At 62.3% G+C, this 16,345-nt stretch carries 14 protein-coding genes, 1 tRNA gene and 1 pseudogene; 10 read left to right on the top strand and 6 right to left on the bottom strand.

The window, feature by feature from the left end:
• Positions 1-45 precede the first annotated feature (45 nt).
• The 3 genes from glnA to ntrC all read left to right on the top strand — a co-directional run bounded on the left by glnA (position 46) and on the right by ntrC (position 4,443).
• Positions 46-1,461 (top strand): type I glutamate--ammonia ligase, encoded by a 1,416-nt coding sequence (glnA, locus tag ACTHN9_RS03210; RefSeq protein WP_440535307.1) that lies wholly within the window; start codon positions 46-48, stop codon positions 1,459-1,461.
• A gap of 305 nt (positions 1,462-1,766) precedes the next feature.
• Positions 1,767-2,909 (top strand): nitrogen regulation protein NR(II), encoded by a 1,143-nt coding sequence (glnL, locus tag ACTHN9_RS03205; protein ID WP_440535306.1) that lies wholly within the window; start codon positions 1,767-1,769, stop codon positions 2,907-2,909.
• A 13-nt stretch (positions 2,910-2,922) separates the two neighbouring features.
• Positions 2,923-4,443, top strand: coding sequence for a nitrogen regulation protein NR(I) (ntrC, locus tag ACTHN9_RS03200; protein ID WP_440535305.1), 1,521 nt, complete (start codon positions 2,923-2,925; stop codon positions 4,441-4,443).
• Between the two features lie 133 nt (positions 4,444-4,576).
• Here the strand turns inward: ntrC and ACTHN9_RS03195 are convergent, their stop codons facing one another.
• A complete protein-coding gene (locus ACTHN9_RS03195; RefSeq protein WP_440535304.1) occupies positions 4,577-5,212 on the bottom strand; it encodes a hypothetical protein in 636 nt (211 codons plus the stop codon).
• A gap of 340 nt (positions 5,213-5,552) precedes the next feature.
• Positions 5,553-6,329 (bottom strand): exodeoxyribonuclease III, encoded by a 777-nt coding sequence (gene xth / locus ACTHN9_RS03190; RefSeq protein WP_440535303.1) that lies wholly within the window; start codon positions 6,327-6,329, stop codon positions 5,553-5,555.
• A 219-nt stretch (positions 6,330-6,548) separates the two neighbouring features.
• On the opposite strand from xth, the gene ACTHN9_RS03185 reads away from it, so the two are divergent.
• The 3 genes from ACTHN9_RS03185 to ACTHN9_RS03175 all read left to right on the top strand — a co-directional run bounded on the left by ACTHN9_RS03185 (position 6,549) and on the right by ACTHN9_RS03175 (position 8,849).
• Positions 6,549-7,790: a cystathionine gamma-synthase family protein gene (locus ACTHN9_RS03185; protein WP_440535302.1), complete on the top strand. Its 1,242-nt coding sequence runs from the start codon at positions 6,549-6,551 to the stop codon at positions 7,788-7,790.
• Between the two features lie 150 nt (positions 7,791-7,940).
• On the top strand, positions 7,941-8,735 hold the full coding sequence (locus ACTHN9_RS03180; protein ID WP_440535301.1) for an SDR family NAD(P)-dependent oxidoreductase: 795 nt from the start codon (positions 7,941-7,943) through the stop codon (positions 8,733-8,735).
• Between the two features lie 37 nt (positions 8,736-8,772).
• Positions 8,773-8,849, top strand: a tRNA-Met gene (locus ACTHN9_RS03175).
• Between the two features lie 236 nt (positions 8,850-9,085).
• Here ACTHN9_RS03175 and ACTHN9_RS03170 read toward each other — a convergent pair.
• On the bottom strand, positions 9,086-9,307 hold the full coding sequence (locus ACTHN9_RS03170) for a hypothetical protein (protein ID WP_440535300.1): 222 nt from the start codon (positions 9,305-9,307) through the stop codon (positions 9,086-9,088).
• Between the two features lie 19 nt (positions 9,308-9,326).
• On the bottom strand, positions 9,327-9,818 hold the full coding sequence (locus ACTHN9_RS03165; protein WP_440535299.1) for a tlde1 domain-containing protein: 492 nt from the start codon (positions 9,816-9,818) through the stop codon (positions 9,327-9,329).
• Between the two features lie 148 nt (positions 9,819-9,966).
• Between ACTHN9_RS03165 and ACTHN9_RS03160 the strand changes: the two are divergent.
• Both ACTHN9_RS03160 and ACTHN9_RS03155 read left to right on the top strand, forming a co-directional pair.
• Positions 9,967-10,158 (top strand): annotated as a pseudogene (locus ACTHN9_RS03160) (group II intron reverse transcriptase/maturase); the annotation flags it as partial.
• A 224-nt stretch (positions 10,159-10,382) separates the two neighbouring features.
• On the top strand, positions 10,383-10,811 hold the full coding sequence (locus tag ACTHN9_RS03155; protein ID WP_440535298.1) for a hypothetical protein: 429 nt from the start codon (positions 10,383-10,385) through the stop codon (positions 10,809-10,811).
• A 104-nt stretch (positions 10,812-10,915) separates the two neighbouring features.
• Here ACTHN9_RS03155 and ACTHN9_RS03150 read toward each other — a convergent pair whose 3' ends face one another.
• Positions 10,916-11,377, bottom strand: coding sequence for a GNAT family N-acetyltransferase (locus ACTHN9_RS03150; protein ID WP_440535297.1), 462 nt, complete (start codon positions 11,375-11,377; stop codon positions 10,916-10,918).
• A gap of 77 nt (positions 11,378-11,454) precedes the next feature.
• On the opposite strand from ACTHN9_RS03150, the gene dinB reads away from it, so the two are divergent.
• Together dinB and ACTHN9_RS03140 are read left to right on the top strand one after the other, a co-directional pair.
• Positions 11,455-12,663, top strand: coding sequence for a DNA polymerase IV (dinB, locus tag ACTHN9_RS03145; RefSeq protein WP_440535296.1), 1,209 nt, complete (start codon positions 11,455-11,457; stop codon positions 12,661-12,663).
• Between the two features lie 103 nt (positions 12,664-12,766).
• A complete protein-coding gene (locus ACTHN9_RS03140; protein ID WP_440535295.1) occupies positions 12,767-14,053 on the top strand; it encodes an amidohydrolase family protein in 1,287 nt (428 codons plus the stop codon).
• 122 nt (positions 14,054-14,175) lie between these two features.
• On the opposite strand, the gene ACTHN9_RS03135 is transcribed toward ACTHN9_RS03140, so the two are convergent.
• Positions 14,176-16,308, bottom strand: coding sequence for a M3 family metallopeptidase (locus tag ACTHN9_RS03135; protein ID WP_440535294.1), 2,133 nt, complete (start codon positions 16,306-16,308; stop codon positions 14,176-14,178).
• Positions 16,309-16,345: the final 37 nt, after the last annotated feature.

The following is a 16,345-nucleotide window of genomic DNA, read 5'->3' as shown; positions in this document are numbered from 1 at the left end:
CGATAAAAGCGAAGAACCGCCGAACCTATCAATGGAGAAGAGGATATGAGTAAATCCGTGGCCGACGTCATGCAGCTCGTGAAGGACGAGGACGTCAAGTTTGTCGACTTTCGCTTCACCGATACGCGCGGCAAGGAGCAGCACGTCTCGGTGCCGCTGTCGGCGTTCGACGAAGACAAGTTCGAGAGCGGCCATGCGTTCGACGGTTCCTCGATCGCCGGCTGGAAGGGCATCGAAGCGTCGGACATGCTGCTCATGCCCGATGCCAACACGGCCTTCATCGATCCGTTCTACGAAGAGCCGACGCTCGTGATGAGCTGCGACGTGGTCGAGCCGGCCGACGGAAAGGGCTACGAGCGCGATCCGCGTTCGCTGGCCAAGCGCGCCGAAGCGTACCTGAAGAGCACGGGCCTGGGCGACACGGCCTTCTTCGGTCCGGAACCCGAGTTCTTCATTTTCGACTCGGTTCAATGGAATACGGACATGTCGGGCTGCTTCGTCAAGATCGGCTCGGAAGAAGCACCGTGGTCGTCGAGCAAGGAATTCGAAGGCGGCAACACGGGTCACCGTCCGGGCACGAAGGGCGGCTACTTCCCGGTCGCGCCGGTGGACACGTTCCAAGACATGCGCTCGGAAATGTGCCTGTTGCTCGAGCAGATCGGCATCCCGGTCGAAGTGCACCACCACGAAGTGGCGGGCCAAGGCCAAAACGAAATCGGCACGAAGTTCTCGACGCTCGTGCAGCGTGCCGACTGGACGCAGCAACTGAAGTACATCGTCCATAACGTGGCGCACACGTACGGCAAGACGGCGACGTTCATGCCGAAGCCTGTCGTCGGCGACAACGGCTCGGGCATGCACGTTCACCAGTCGATTTGGAAGGACGGTCAGAACCTGTTCGCGGGCAACGGCTATGCAGGCCTGTCGGAATTCGCGCTGTTCTACATCGGCGGCATCATCAAGCACGCTCGCGCGCTGAACGCGATCACGAACCCGACGACGAACTCGTACAAGCGCCTCGTGCCGCACTTCGAAGCACCGGTGAAGCTTGCTTACTCGGCGCGCAACCGTTCGGCATCGATCCGTATTCCGCACGTGAGCAACCCGAAGGGCCGCCGTATCGAAACGCGCTTCCCGGATCCGATGGCGAATCCGTACCTGTGCTTCTCGGCGCTGATGATGGCCGGTTTGGACGGCGTGCAGAACAAGATCCATCCGGGCGAAGCCGCCGACAAGAACCTGTACGATCTGCCGCCCGAAGAGGACGCAAAGATCCCGACGGTTTGCGCCGGTTTGGACCAAGCGCTGGATGCGCTCGACAAGGATCGCGAGTTCCTGACGCGCGGCGGCGTGTTCACCGACGGCATGCTCGACGCGTACCTCGAACTGAAGGAAGGCGAGCTGCAACGCCTGCGCATGACGACGCATCCGATCGAGTTCGAGATGTACTACTCGCTGTAAGCGACGCGATGCGCTTCGTCCTTCGTTGTCGGCGAAGCGCATAGTCTCGAAGGGACGGCGGCGCCGTCCCTTTTTCGTTGCGACCGGAGTTGGTGCTTCAGCACCTTACTCCGGTCCCATGCAGAGCAGCGACCCGGAGTTGGTGCTTCAGCACCTTACTCCGGTCCCATGCAGAGCAGCGACCGGAGTTGGTGCTTCAGCACCTTACTCCGGTCTCATGCAGAGCAGCGACCCGGAGTTGGTGCTTCAGCACCTTCCTCCGGTCTCATGCAAAGCCGATGCGCGCGCGTACCTTTGAGTCGACGATGGTGCTCAAGAACTTGATGAAAGCGAAAACCGGTGGGGCCCAGCCGCTTTCCGACGATGCGGCGCTGGCCCAATCGGGCCTGCTGCCCGGGCTCGAAGCGTTGCCTACCGTCGCGCTCGTGCTCGACAAACGCACGCTGCGCGTCGCGTTCGCGAATCCGTCCGCCGAATCGATGCTCGATCTCTCGCGCCGGCAACTCGTGCAGATGTCGTGGCCGGAGCTGTTCGCGAACGGCGACGACCTGGTCGCGACAATCGCCGCCATCGCCGAACACCGCTTTCATGCGACGCATCTCGATGCCGTGCTCGAGCGGCCGGGGCGCGAGCCGCTGCATGTGCACGTCGTGATCGGCTTTCTCGAAAGTGCGCCCGATTACGTGCTGCTGGAATTGTTCGAGAACGAACGTCACCTGCGTACCGACCGGGAAGAGCGCATTCACGATTTGTCGATCGCCAACAAGCAACTGATTCGTAACCTGGCCCACGAGATCAAGAACCCGCTCGGCGGGATTCGCGGCGCAGCGCAATTGCTCGAGTTCGAACTCGGCGCGCGCGAGCGGCAGGAGTTGCGCGAATACACGCAGGTGATCGTCAAGGAATCCGATCGCCTGCAGACGCTCGTCGATCGTTTGCTCGAGCCGCATCGTCATCCGCATGTCGTCGGCGACGTCAATATTCATGAGGTATGCGAACGCGTGCGTGCGGTGATTCTCGCGGAGTTTCCGCGCGGACTCACGATCGAACGCGATTACGACGTGAGCGTGCCCGACTTGCGCGGCGATAAGGAGCAGCTCATTCAAGCGTTGCTCAATATTGTCCGTAACGCGGCGCAGGCGCTGCGCGAGCGAATCGGGCAGGGCGATGCGCGCATTGCCCTGCGTACGCGCGTCGCGCGCAAGGTGACGATTTCCAAGCGCTTGTTCAAGTTGGCATTGGACTTGCGCGTGATCGACAACGGTCCTGGGATCGACGAGGACATTCGCGATCGCATTTTTTATCCACTGGTGTCGGGCCGCGAAGACGGCAGCGGCCTCGGGCTGACGCTTGCGCAAACCTTCGTGCAGCAGCACGACGGCTTGATCGAAGTCGAGAGCCGCCCCGGACACACCGAGTTTCAGATTTTGTTGCCGCTCGTCAATTGATAAGACCCACTCCATGAAGCCGATCTGGATAGTAGACGACGACCAATCGATCCGTTGGGTCCTCGAGAAAGCGCTGGCCCGCGAGAATTTCCCCACGCGCAGCTTCGCCAACGTGCGCGAGGCGCTTGCCGCGCTCGAGCACGAGAGCCCGCAAGTGCTCGTCTCTGACATCCGCATGCCCGGCGCCTCGGGCCTCGAATTGTTGCAGGCGATACGCGAACGGGTACCGGAGCTGCCCGTCATCATCATGACGGCCTATTCGGATCTCGATAGCGCCGTGGCCGCGTTTCAGGGCGGCGCGTTCGAATATCTGGCCAAGCCGTTCGACGTCGACAAGGCCGTGGAATTGATCCGCCGCGCTGTCGACGAAAGCCTGCGCGGCGCGCAAGCGGGCGAGGCGTTGCTGACCGATGCCCCCGAGATGCTCGGGCAGGCGCCGGCGATGCAGGACATGTTCCGCGCGATCGGCCGGCTGTCGCATTCGGCCGCGACGGTGCTGATCACGGGCGAATCCGGTACCGGCAAGGAACTCGTCGCCCGTGCGCTGCATCGGCATAGCCCCCGGGCGAACGGGCCGTTCATCGCGCTCAATACGGCCGCGATTCCGAAGGATCTACTGGAGTCCGAACTGTTCGGCCACGAGCGCGGCGCGTTCACGGGCGCGCAGGCCATGCGCCAAGGGCGCTTCGAGCAGGCCGAAAACGGTACGCTGTTTCTCGACGAAATCGGCGATATGCCGTTCGACCTGCAAACGCGGTTGCTGCGCGTCTTGTCGGACGGGCAGTTCTATCGCGTCGGCGGACACAGCCCGCTGCGCGCGAACGTGCGCGTGATCGCAGCGACCCATCAGAACCTGGAATCGCGCGTCCGCCAGGGCTTGTTTCGCGAGGACTTGTATCACCGCCTCAACGTGATCCGCTTGCGTCTGCCGCCGTTGCGCGAACGGCGCGAGGACATTCCGCTGTTGGCCAAGCACTTCCTTCAAAAGAGTGCGCGCGACCTCGGCGTGGAGCCCAAGCGCGTGTCCGAGGCGGCACTGGCTTATCTGACGACGCTCCCGTTTCCGGGGAACGTCCGACAACTGGAGAACTTGGCGAATTGGCTGACGGTGATGGCACCTGCGCAAACGATCGAAATCAAGGATTTGCCGCCCGATCTCGTGCCGGGCGCCGCCCCCGAGAGTGGGACGGAAATCGTCGCGGGCCCGGCCTCGGCCGCACCGATTGCAGGGGGCGTGGCGATGTTGAGCGATAGCGAGCGCAACGGGACCGCCATTGCGCCTGCGGCGCTTGCGGGCGTGGCGACGGGCTTGCCTGTCAGCGTCTGGGAAAGCGGCCTGCGCGCGGAAGTGGCGCGGATGCTGCGCGAGAACACCGTCGACGTCATGGACGAACTCGCGCGGCGCTTCGAGGCGGCGGTGATTCGGGAAGCGCTCGATTTCACGCGCGGGCGCAAGGTCGAAGCTGCCGAGCGGCTCGGGATCGGCCGCAATACGATCACGCGCAAGATTCAGGAGTTGCATTTGGAGCCGTGAGGTCGATGTCGCCGTGCGGCAGCTTCGATCTTCCGGCCGCGGGCGAGGCTTCGACTATCGGCCGCTGCGCGAACCGGGTGTCGCGCAGCGGCTTCGTTGCCGAGAGGTTGTGATGCGGCCTCTCGGCTTTCGCTCATTGGAAGGGCGATACAGTGCTGGCTGCTTTCCGAGCCGCATCGCGCGCAGGCTGTCCGTCCGGATAGCGCGGATTGTTTTTCAGGAACACGCCGACATTGGAGTTGAATTCCCGATTTCCCTTGAATGTGACGTCGGGCGTGGGGGAATAGCCTTCAAGGTAATAACGCCCATTTCCGTAGAAATTGTTCAGGCATGCCGCGTTCATTTGGCGTGTATTCCGGTCGTAGCAGCTGCTGCGCGCGAGGGATGGATCGGTTTTCACGCCGTATCCAAAACCCGCTTCGTCGTATTCGGGCGCTTCGCTTCCCGGTTCGCCCTTCTTCAATTTGACCGCTTCGAATTTGGCGGTGTAGCGCTCGTGGCTGCCGTCGAGCATGACCGTGCATTCTGCCGTGTATTTCCCCGGTTCGCCCGCCAGGAGATCGGCTAAAGGCACGGCCGCGACGTTTTCGAGCTGGCGCGTCGACGCGCGATAGGCCCGGCCGTCGAGATGGGTGGCGACGCAGCGCGCGGACGAATACATCGGGGCGGGGGCGTCCCGATCGACGAAATCGATGGAGGGGGCAGCATGGGCGGACATTGCAATACCGAACGCTAGCATGCCCGCGGGAATAGTCCATTTGATTCGCATGAGATTTTTCTTGATGAATGGAGGGTTGCCGGGAAGATTCGACGAGATCCGTCGAACGATAGAGGGGTCTATGTCGGAGCAACGCGGCGATAGTGCCGATTCGAGGCGGACCGGAGTCGTCTTGATCGCTTTTTTAGGACGGAATTACCCTGCGAGTGTCGCCGAGGAAAGGCGAGGCCGACGCTAAGCGCGCGCGGCTTGCGCGCCTTGCGGGACGCAAGCCGCGCGACTGGTGTCGCGTCGAGGCAGGAAAATCGGGGGGAGGATAGGCGGGAGGGCAGGCTTGGCGTGCGCCGAGCCTGCTAGCGTCGGCGGTGGCGACCGCCGGCCGTCGACTGCTTCAGCCGACGATGGCAACGACGGGCGCGTGGTCCGACGGTTGGTCCCATTTGCGAGGCGTCTTATCCACTTCGCACAGCGCGCACGCTTCGGCTAACGGCGCGCTGAGCAGAATGTGATCGATGCGCAGCCCCGCGTTGCGGCGAAACGCGAGCATCCGATAGTCCCACCATGTAAACAGCTTCTCGGGCTGTTCGAACTTGCGGAACGCATCGACGAAGCCCAGTTCGATGAGCTTCGCGAAGGCCGCGCGCTCCTCGGGAGAAACCAGATTCTGGCCTTCCCATGCCTTCGGATCGTGTACGTCGCGGTCTTCGGGCGCGATGTTGTAGTCGCCCAGCAGCGCCAGCTTCGGATGCACGTGCATCTCGTCCTTGAGCCATTGCTGGAGCGCCTCTAGCCAGCGCAGCTTGTAGGCGAACTTCTCGGAGCCCGGCGCTTGCCCGTTCGGAAAGTACGCCGACACGATGCGCGCGCCGCCCACGGTGAGCGCAATGACGCGCTGTTGCTCGTCCGCGAAACCGGGAATGTTGCGGACGACTTGGGTCTCGTCGACTTCGATCCCGTCGCGCACGAGAATGGCGACGCCGTTATAGGTCTTTTGGCCCGCGAACCAACTGCGATAACCCTTTTCGGCGAGTTCGGCGCGCGGGAATTTCTCGTCGGGCATCTTCAATTCCTGAAGGCAGAGCACGTCGACGTGGCTCAGTTCGAGCCAATCGATGACGTGCTGCTGGCGAACCTTCAGCGAATTGACGTTCCAGGTGGCGATTTTCATGGTTTCGGTGGATTCGTGCGGGTCGAATAGGTTTTGGCGACGCGTGCGCGGCCGGTGCCGCCAGCATGATGGCTGGCGGTGACGGGCGCATCGTCGCGATCGAATGCGATCTTAGCGCATGGGCGCCGGCTGTTCTTTCTATCGATAAAATTCGACTGAGGCGGCCTGCGCGGATGCGAGATAATCGGTCGCAGGAATTCGACTCCAGGAGTGCAAGAGATGGGCAAGAAGGGCTTCACCACGAGCATCGTTCACGGCGACCGAATTGCAGGCAGCGAACATGGCGGCGTACATCAGCCGATTCATACGTCCGTGCAGTACGGTTTCGAGCGCGTCGAGGATTTGATCGGCGTGTTTCAAGGCACGAAAAAGGGCGGTTTCAACTACGCCCGGCAGGGTACCCCGACGACGGCGGCGCTGGAGCGCAAGATCACGAGCCTCGAAGAAGGGATCGGCACGATCTGCTTCAGCACCGGCATGGGCGCGGTCACCGCGACGTTTCTCACGCTTTTGCGCGCGGGCGACCATCTGGTCTCGAGCCGTTACGTGTTCGGTAACACGAACAGCTTGTTCGGCACGCTGCGCAGCTTCGGGGTTGAAGTGACGACGGTGGATGCGGGCGACGCCGAGAACGTGAGGCAAGCGCTCCGGCCGAATACGCGCATGGTGTTCGTCGAAACCATTGCCAATCCGGGCACGCAGATTCCCGATTTGCAGGGTATCGGCGAAGTATGTCGCGAGCGCGGCATCGCCTATGTCGTCGACAACACGATCACCTCGGCTGCCTTGTTCAAGCCGAAAGCGGTAGGCGCCAGCCTCGTGATCAACTCGCTGACGAAGACGATCTCAGGCCATGGCACGGCGTTAGGCGGGTCGGTGACGGATACGGGGCTGTTCGATTGGAGCGCCTATCCGAACATCGCCGACGAATACCGCCGCACGCCCGCGAAGGAGCAGGGGCTCTTGCAGATCCGCAAGAAGGGGCTACGCGACATGGGGGCTTCGCTGTCGTCCGAGCAGGCGCATACGATCGCGATAGGCATGGAGACGCTGGCATTGCGCGTGAAGCAAAGCAGCGCGAATGCGCTGGCGCTCGCGCAATTTTTGGAAGGACACAAGGCGGTCGGCAAGGTGTGGTATCCGGGGCTCGAGAGCCATCCGCAATACGGTATCGCGCAGGCGTTGTTCAAGGGGGCGTCGTGGTTGTTGTCGTTCGAATTGCTGAATGTCGAGCGCATGGTCGACGTGGTCAATGCGCTCGAGTTGCCGATCAAGGCGACGGGTCTCGCCGACACACGTACGCTGATTATCCCTGTCGCGCCGACGATCTTTTTTGAAGCGGGGCCGGAAACGCGCAAGGCGATGGGGATCTCCGACGGGATGCTGCGGCTGTCGGCGGGCATCGAGGATATCGACGACTTGATCGAGGATTTCTCGCAGGCGCTGAAGCTCGCGGCTTAACGGCGGGGCGGCGACGGGGCGGACTCGCCATGCGCGATCGGTAGGGCTAAACGTTACCTGGACGAAGCCGAAGGGCTGAACGTAACCACTGAGGGCTTGTCTAGCCTGACGGTGATGAACTCACGCGTCGAAACCACGGAGCACACCACCATGCATATCGATCTCACCGGCAGGACCGCCTTAGTTAGCGCATCGACAGCCGGCATCGGCTTCGCGATTGCCAAGGGCCTCGCGAGTGCGGGGGCCCATACGATCATCAACGGCCGCAGCGAGGCCTCCGTCGTCGAATCGCTCGACGCGTTGCGTGAGGTGGTCCCGAACGCCGACGTTCGCGGCATTGCCGGAGACGTATCGACCGCCGAAGGCGTAGCGAAATTAACGCACGCCGTCCCCTCGGTCGACATCCTCGTGAACAACGCGGGCATTTACGGGCCCGAGCCGTTCTTCGACATCTCGGACGACACCTGGGAACGCTTCTTCCAAGTTAACGTCATGTCGGGCGTGCGTCTCGCTCGCCACTACCTGCGCGGGATGCTCGAGCGCAATCGCGGCCGGGTCGTCTTCATCTCGTCGGAATCGGCACTGAACATTCCCGCCGACATGATTCACTACGGCATGACGAAGACAGCGCAACTGTCCATCGCGCGCGGCTTGGCGAAGCTCGCGGCCGGCACGCAAGTGACAGTCAATGCCGTGTTGCCCGGGCCGACCTTGTCTGAAGGTGTCAAATCGATGCTCGAAGAAACTGCCGCGAAGGAGGGCAAGCGCATCGACGATGTCGCCGTGGAGTTTGTGCGCACCCATCGCGCGAGTTCGATCTTGCAGCGTCCGGCCACGGTGGAAGAGGTGGCGAACCTCGTCGTCTACGTCTGTTCGCCCCAAGCGTCGGCTACGACCGGCGCGGCACTGCGCGTCGATGGCGGTGTCGTCGACAGTATTGTTTGACGCGAAGCACAAAGTCCCATATAATTTATTTCTCTGACGCGGGGTGGAGCAGTCTGGCAGCTCGTCGGGCTCATAACCCGAAGGTCGTAGGTTCAAATCCTACCCCCGCAACCAAACACGAAAACCCGCTACCGAGCGGGTTTTCGCTTTTCCGGCGGTCATCTTCGCTGCGATCGTGTTAGCGTCGCGCGCGTTTTCGGATCGTTTTGCGCTTGATTTGTCATTCGGCTGCAAAGCGGGTTCGCGCACTCTTTGGCACTGCGCCGCCCACAAAAAGGCCGCCTGCGGCCCCACTCTGCATCGGCTAAAGCGCCTCCGACCGTCATACGGCACGGGCAGCGCACTCGCAGTCAACGCTTGCGTCTCAGGAAGTACACATACAGCGCAATGGCGAGAACGCCGAGGGCGTCGACGCCGGCCAGCACGGGCAGCGGATTGGACCATTTGTCCATGTTCGTCGTTCGGCCATAGTACGGTGGCCCGTTGCCAAACGCCTCGGAGAGATTGATCGCATTGAACGCGACGATCGCCCCCACCAGTACCAGTAAGCCCACGCCCAAGGCTATACGCACTGATCGATTCTTAGCCATGTTAGTACGCGTACTCGACAGTCAATGGAATGTAGCAATCCGGGGACTTTGCGCTGGCGGCTTTCAATGCACGAACAAAGTCCTCCATCCCACCATGAAGATTGATACACCCTGCGCTGCCGGCGTGTGTGCCGCCGTGGATAAAGAAGCCGCCGCGTCCGTACGTGTCTGTACCGGGGAATACATGAATCGTTATCCGATGATCGCCCCAGGCCGCGCGCGGCGCGAGGTTGTACCAATGATTCGTCCACATCTGCGAAGGCTGGATCCAATACCGGCCTGCCGGGATCGGACCTTCACGGCTTTCGTGCTGGCGAACCTGCGAGTCGTCGAAGATACCGGAGCCGGTCGGACGACCTGAAACGGCGGTGTAGGTTCGGACCTGGGGAGTGATCAAGGACAGGAATCGCCCGTCGAATCGGAGCTGGATGCTTGACTTGCCGCAGGTCGGCGACGTCGGAATGCCGCGTTCCGCAGCGTATCTATTTGGCATTTTTGGCCCTCTCTAATTATCTGATGAAAGCACATTATAGGGCCGCTCCCCGAGCGACTGCGTCGCAGCACTCGTCGACTAACGCGAACCACTAACTCGTTCGGCGGTAGTTACGAGTTCGCACGCAGCGGCCGTTGCCGGTTTGGCGCTTCAGCTCAAGCATTGGAAACGCGGTCCGACCATATACCGCGAACTGCGCGCGCTCGGCGCAAGCGCTGAGGTTGCCCGCCAGGTGGCGGCTAACAGCCGCTGCTGCTGGTGGCGCAATAGCGACCGAGCGCTCAAGCGAGTCTTAACCGTCGCCTACTTCGACGGCCTCGGTGTTCCCCGTCTCTGCTAACCTCAACTTCTCGAACCGCCCGGTGCGGACCCGCATGCCGGGTGGTATGGCATAGGGTGTAGCCTGCTGGCTACACCCTATGCTGATTTTGGACGGTGCTGCGCATGGAGCGGCTGTAGCGTCGTGCTCATTTTGACATCGTTTCACGCTACCATTGGCACCGTGCGGCCGTTAAAAATTCGCGGCTGCTTTGTCACCGGTTTCGACGGCTAACAGAGCGCCCCATGGAAACGAGCACGGCACTGATTTCCCTCGGTACTGCCCTCTCGGTAGCGCTCATTTCGCATCGGTTTGCGGTGCAGAGAGACCGTCGGAATCGCCGACTACAAGCATGCGACGCCTTCCGAGCGGCTGTGCTGAGCGAACTGAGCAGCGTGTATCCCTTGGCGACGGAATGGCCGGAAGACGTCGACACGTTCTTGCGGTCACGCTTCCCGCAATTGCAAACGGCTGTCACTAATTTTCGACCGTTTGTGCCCGTCTATCGTCGTTGTGCATTTGATCGAGCCTGGCAGCGGTACCGCTGCGCCACCGGTCGCGAGATCGATGCACAGTGCTATCACCATTACATGGCCTTCGGTGACAATCCTAAGTACCAGCAAGCCTTCCGGGCCAACGTGGCTAAGCTGTTGTCGTTCGCCGGAAAGGCTTAGTTGCTATTTGACGAATGCAACGTCGCTAGGTGCCCATCAAAACAGGCCACTGTGGGTGACCCGTTTCCGTGGACACCTATCCTTCGAAGCAGGTGTCCTCTGCGTTATCCCAGCACCTTGTTTGGGCTCAATTCGGGTTGGCGCACATAGTAGATGTCCCATTGCGCTTCCTCGACCTGCACAAAACCATGCCGTCGATAAAAGCGATTGGAATCGCTGCCCCGTAGCGCCCCCACGCGAAGGGGCACAGGGTGAGCGTCGGCTTCGGCAAAGATTTTCCGAAGCACCGCTGCCCCGATCCCGGTTCCCTGGTGCGCGGGAAGAATATAAAAATGATCCAGCAGCCAGTGGTCCGCTTGCGGTCGGACGAGGACGAAGCCTACGCGAATGCCACCGGATTCGATGAAACGACACAACGCCGGATCGAACGACGCTAAAAAGCGCTCGCGGGCTCGCTGTGGATCGAAACGGCCGAGACGTTCCAGGCTTTCACGCATTGCGGCAATGCGGATATCGACAAGGGTGTCCGCGTCGGACAGAGCAGTGGGGGCGAGCGCGATGGTCACGGGCGAAGGCGATTGAAGAAGGAGCGGGTTGGCGTCCCGCCGAGCATAACAGGCATCCTTTCCCTACCGTTCCCGCGATGGCAGCCCAGTTGAAATCGGTACTGTATTTTTGTACAGTACGTTTCACCTTGAGCGCCCACGATCCGTCCGTCTCCACTCCCGTTTTCGCACCGATAGGCGCGACGGCCGCGCTCGTGCGCAAAATCATCCATTGCGATTGCGACTGTTTCTACGCATCGGTGGAAATGCGCGACGATCCGAGCCTACGTGGCCGCCCGCTCGCAGTCGGCGGTCGGCCCGAGCATCGCGGCGTGATCGCCACGTGCAACTACGAGGCGCGCCGTTTCGGCGTGCATTCGGCGATGTCGTCGGCGCTGGCGATGCGCAAATGCCCCGAGCTGCTGATCATCCCGCCCGCGATGGAGAAATACCGCATCGCCTCGCGGCACATCATGGCGATTTACCGCGATTACACGGCGATGGTCGAACCGCTTTCGCTCGACGAAGCGTATCTAGACGTGACGTCGGCCTCGCGCTGTAAAGGCAGCGCCACGTTGATGGCCGCCGAAATTCGCGAGCGTGTACGCGAGACGGTCGGTGTCACCGTGTCGGCCGGCGTCGCCCCGAACAAGTTCGTCGCCAAGATCGCCTCCGATTGGAACAAGCCCGACGGCCTGTTCGTCGTTCGCCCGCACGAGGTGGACGCGTTCGTTGCGGCGTTGCCCGTGCGCAAGATCTTTGGTGTCGGCAAGGTCACGGCGGCAAAACTGGACCGGTTGGGCATCGAGACCTGTCGCGATCTGCGCGAATGGTCGCTCGTCGATTTGCACCAGCGCTTCGGTGCATTCGGCCGCAGGCTCTACGATTTATCGCGCGGGATCGATCGTCGTGCGGTGGAGCCCGATCAGGAGCGCAAGTCGATCAGCGTCGAGACGACCTACGTGACCGACCTGCAAACGCTCGATGCCTGCGCGGCCGAGATTCGACAGCTCGCCGAACAGCTCGAGGCGCGCATCGAACGCGTGGGCGCGGGCGCCGCGATTCGCAAGCTGTACGTGAAGATCCGGTTTGCGGATTTTCAAAGGACGACGGTCGAATGCGTGGCCGGCGCCACCGACGTGCCGACCTTCGTCGCGTTGCTCGAAAAAGGCTTCGCGCGAAGGAATCGGCCCGTGCGTTTGCTTGGCGTCGGCGTGCGCTTAGAGGAAGACGACGCGGCCGATCGGAGCCAATTTCCGTTGTTCGGCGACGAAGAGCATGCGCCAAGCCAACGCAGTAGCCCCTAAAATCGCTAACACGCGATGCATGCGTCGCCCGTCCCATAGCCGGTGGCCTTGCGTTCAATGAGCCGAACGGCCGGCGCCCGGCCACCTTCCAAGGAGTGCTCCGATGGATCTCATCATCCGCCGCGCCGCATTGACAACCCACCGGGCGGGCAGCGACGTGCCCGTCGACATCGCCATCGATGCGGGCCGCCTCGTTGCCGTCGCGCCGAATCTGGCGGCGAAGGCGCGCGAGGAGATCGACGCCGCGGGCGCGCTCGTCGCACCGCCGTTCGTCGACGCGCATTTCCATCTCGACGCGACGCTTTCGTATGGCTTGCCGCGCGTGAACGCGTCGGGCACGTTGCTCGAAGGGATCGCGCTGTGGGGCGAACTCAAACCGCAATTGACGCAGGACGCACTGATCGAGCGTGCGCTTCAGTACTGCGATTGGGCGGTGGCCCGCGGGCTCCTTGCGATTCGCTCGCATGTCGATGTGTGCGATCCGCGCTTGCTCGCGGTCGAAGCGTTGCTCGAGGTGAAGCGCCGCGTGGCGCCGTATCTCGACTTGCAACTCGTCGCCTTCCCACAAGACGGCTTGTTCCGCTCGGCCGGTGCTTTCGAGAACTTGAAGCGGGCCGTGGCCATGGGCGTCGACGTCGTTGGCGGCATTCCGCATTTCGAGCGCACGATGGCCGACGGTGCCGAATCGGTTCGGCTGCTCTGCGAATTCGCTGCCGACAAAGGGCTGCCCGTCGATATGCATTGCGACGAATCGGACGATCCTTTATCGCGCCATATCGAAACGCTCTGTGCGCAGGCGCATCGCTTGGGCCTCGGCGGCCGCGTGGCGGGCTCGCATCTCACGTCGATGCATTCGATGGATAACTATTACGTGAGCAAGCTGCTGCCGTTGATGCGCGAATCGGGCGTGGCCGCGATCGCCAATCCGCTGATCAACATTACGCTGCAAGGGCGGTCGGACACGTACCCCAAGCGTCGCGGCATGACGCGTGTGCCCGAAATGCTGGCGGCGGGCATCGACGTCGCGTTCGGCCACGATTGCGCGATGGATCCGTGGTACAGCCTCGGCTCGGCCGATATGCTGGAAGTGGCGCACATGGGGCTGCACGTTGCGCAGATGACAGGCGTCGAGGCAATGCGCGCCGCGTTCGATGCGGTCACGGTCAACGCGGCGCGCATTCTGGGCTTGGAAGGCTATGGGATAGCGCCAGGGTGCCGCGCCGATTGCGTCCTGCTCGATGCGAAGGATCCGATCGAAGCGATCCGGTTGCGCGCCTCGCGCTTGGCGGTGGTGCGGGACGGCAAGATCGTTGCGCGCACGCCGGCGGCGCGCGCGACGATCTCGTTGGAAGGACGGCCGAACGAAGTGGACTTCAAGCTGCGCCGCTGAGCGCGCCGCGCTCGATCCTATCTCGCGCATTTCCCGCACGGCGCTCCGGCATAAGCGGCGCGGCTCGACATCCACCGAACCGCGCCGCCCAGGTTTTGCACTATCGCGCTATCGAACCGCCATCAATGGGCCGGCGCTTCGGCCATGCCGTTGTGACGCAACAGGGCATCGATCGTCGGCGTGCGGCCGCGGAATGCCTTGAACGATTCCATCGCCGGACGGCTACCGCCCACTTCGAGGATTTCCTTGCGGTAGCGCGTGCCGGTTTCGGCATCGAGCACGCTGCCTTGCGTCGCTTTGGCCGCATCTTCGAACGCGGCATACGCATCGGCCGACAGCACTTCCGCCCACTTGTAGCTGTAATAGCCCGCCGCGTAGCCGCCCGCGAAGATGTGGCTGAACGTATTCGGCCAGCGCGAGAAGCTCGCTTGCGGAATCACGTGATAGCGCGTATTGATCGCGCGCGCCAGATCGTTGGCGGTTTGCGCGCCTTGCGGATCGAAGCTCGTATGCAGTTGCATGTCGTACATCGAGAAGACGATCTGGCGCAGCGTCGCCAGGCCGCTTTGGAAGTTCTTCGCGGCAATCATCTTGTCGAAGAGTTCGCGCGGCAGCTTGGCACCCGTATCGACGTGCGACGACATATCGGACAGCACGTCCCACTCCCAGCAGAAGTTCTCGAGGAATTGCGACGGCAGCTCGACCGCATCCCATTCGACGCCGTTGATGCCCGACACACCGAGTTCGTCCACGCGCGTGAGCATGTGATGCAGACCGTGCCCGAATTCGTGAAAGAGCGTGATGACTTCGTCGTGCGTGAAGCAGGCACTCTTGCCGCCGACGGGCGCCGAGAAATTGCAGGTGAGGTACGCAACCGGCGTCTGCAGACTGCCGTCGCTACGCTTGTGGCGCGAGCGGGCGTCGTCCATCCAGGCACCGCCGCGTTTGCCTTCGCGCGCATACAGATCGAGGTAGAACTGTGCGCGCAGCGTGCCGGCTTCGTCTTCCACACGGAAGAAGCGGACGTCGGGGTGCCAGACGGGGGTGTCGTCGCGGCGAATCTTCACGCCGAACAGCGTTTGCGCGACCTTGAACAGCCCGCCCACTACCGCTTCTTCGGGGAAGTATTGCTTGACCTCGTTTTCCGAGAAAGCATAGCGTTTTTCGCGCAGACGTTCGCCCGCGAACGCGACATCCCAGGGTTCGAGTTCGGCGAGGCCGAGTTCGTCGGCGGCAAACTGGCGCAATTCCTGCCAGTCCTTTTCCGCATACGGGCGCGCACGCTTGGCGAGATCTTCGAGGAACGTGGCGACTTCGTCGGGCGTATCGGCCATCTTCGGCACGAGCGAGACTTCGGCGAAATTACGGTAGCCGAGCATCTGCGCTTCTTCCTTGCGCAGCTTCAAGAGTTCGGCGACGTTGGCGGTATTGTCCCACTCGGGCTTGCCGCCGCCGTAAGTCGCGCCGAGTTCCGACGCGCGCGTCACGTAGGCCCGATACATTGCTTCGCGCATCGGGCGGTACGTCGCGTATTGCATGACCGGGAAGTACGACGGGAAATGGAGCGTGAACTTCCACCCTTCGATGCCGGCCTCTTGCGCGGCCTCGCGCGCCGCTTGCACGACATCGGGGGGCAGCCCGGCGAGTTCCGCCTCGGTCTTCGCAATGTAGGCGTAGGCGTTCGTCGCATCGAGCACGTGATCGGAAAACGCTTTGGCTAGCGCAGCCTGTTGCTCTTGCAGTTCGGAGAAACGCGGCTTGCGATCCTCGGGCAGTTCGGCGCCCGATAGGCGGAAGTCGCGCAGCGAGTTTTGCAGGATCTTCTTGCGCTCTTCGGTGAGCCCGGCATAAGCGGGGCTCGCGACGATGGCCTTGTATTTGTCGAACAGCGCCAAGTTTTGCCCAACGCTCGACCAGAACTCCGTCACACGCGGCAGGTTTTCGCCATAGGCGGCGCGCAGCGCCGGCGTATCGGCGACGGCGTTCAGATGGCCGACGATGCCCCATGCGCGCGAAAGCGGTTCGGTCGCGGCCTCGGTGGCTTCGACGACATGGCCCCAAGTCGCGGGCGTGGCCGCTTCGGTTGCGTGGTCGATCGCCGCCTGTGCCTTAGCGAGCAGGATATCGAGTGCGGGCGTGATGTGCTCGGGCCGGATTTGGCCGAAGCGCGGCAGGCCGGAAAAATCGAGCAGCGGATTCTCGTCTTGATTGCGCGCGTCGGGGGCAAAGGACGAATCGGACGTAGTCGAGGCCATAGCGCTGTTCCTGTCTGTCTAGTGTCGAGAAGGTGGG

The sequence above is a fragment of the Trinickia sp. genome (genome assembly GCF_051953405.1).
In the GTDB taxonomy this organism is placed as follows: Bacteria; Pseudomonadota; Gammaproteobacteria; order Burkholderiales; family Burkholderiaceae; genus Trinickia.
Note: the sequence above shows the minus strand (reverse complement) of the source record. Positions and strands in the feature narration are given on the sequence as shown.

Bases quoted from the DNA above. Each gene is read 5' to 3' on its own strand.
- glnA (WP_440535307.1), top strand. From the start codon at position 46: ATGAGTAAATCCGTGGCCGACGTCATGCAGCTCGTGAAGGACGAGGAC.
- glnL (WP_440535306.1), top strand. From the start codon at position 1,767: ATGGTGCTCAAGAACTTGATGAAAGCGAAAACCGGTGGGGCCCAGCCG.
- ntrC (WP_440535305.1), top strand. From the start codon at position 2,923: ATGAAGCCGATCTGGATAGTAGACGACGACCAATCGATCCGTTGGGTC.
- ACTHN9_RS03195 (WP_440535304.1), bottom strand. From the start codon at position 5,212: ATGCGAATCAAATGGACTATTCCCGCGGGCATGCTAGCGTTCGGTATT.
- xth (WP_440535303.1), bottom strand. From the start codon at position 6,329: ATGAAAATCGCCACCTGGAACGTCAATTCGCTGAAGGTTCGCCAGCAG.
- ACTHN9_RS03185 (WP_440535302.1), top strand. From the start codon at position 6,549: ATGGGCAAGAAGGGCTTCACCACGAGCATCGTTCACGGCGACCGAATT.
- ACTHN9_RS03180 (WP_440535301.1), top strand. From the start codon at position 7,941: ATGCATATCGATCTCACCGGCAGGACCGCCTTAGTTAGCGCATCGACA.
- ACTHN9_RS03165 (WP_440535299.1), bottom strand. From the start codon at position 9,818: ATGCCAAATAGATACGCTGCGGAACGCGGCATTCCGACGTCGCCGACC.
- ACTHN9_RS03155 (WP_440535298.1), top strand. From the start codon at position 10,383: ATGGAAACGAGCACGGCACTGATTTCCCTCGGTACTGCCCTCTCGGTA.
- dinB (WP_440535296.1), top strand. From the start codon at position 11,455: ATGGCAGCCCAGTTGAAATCGGTACTGTATTTTTGTACAGTACGTTTC.
- ACTHN9_RS03140 (WP_440535295.1), top strand. From the start codon at position 12,767: ATGGATCTCATCATCCGCCGCGCCGCATTGACAACCCACCGGGCGGGC.
- ACTHN9_RS03135 (WP_440535294.1), bottom strand. From the start codon at position 16,308: ATGGCCTCGACTACGTCCGATTCGTCCTTTGCCCCCGACGCGCGCAAT.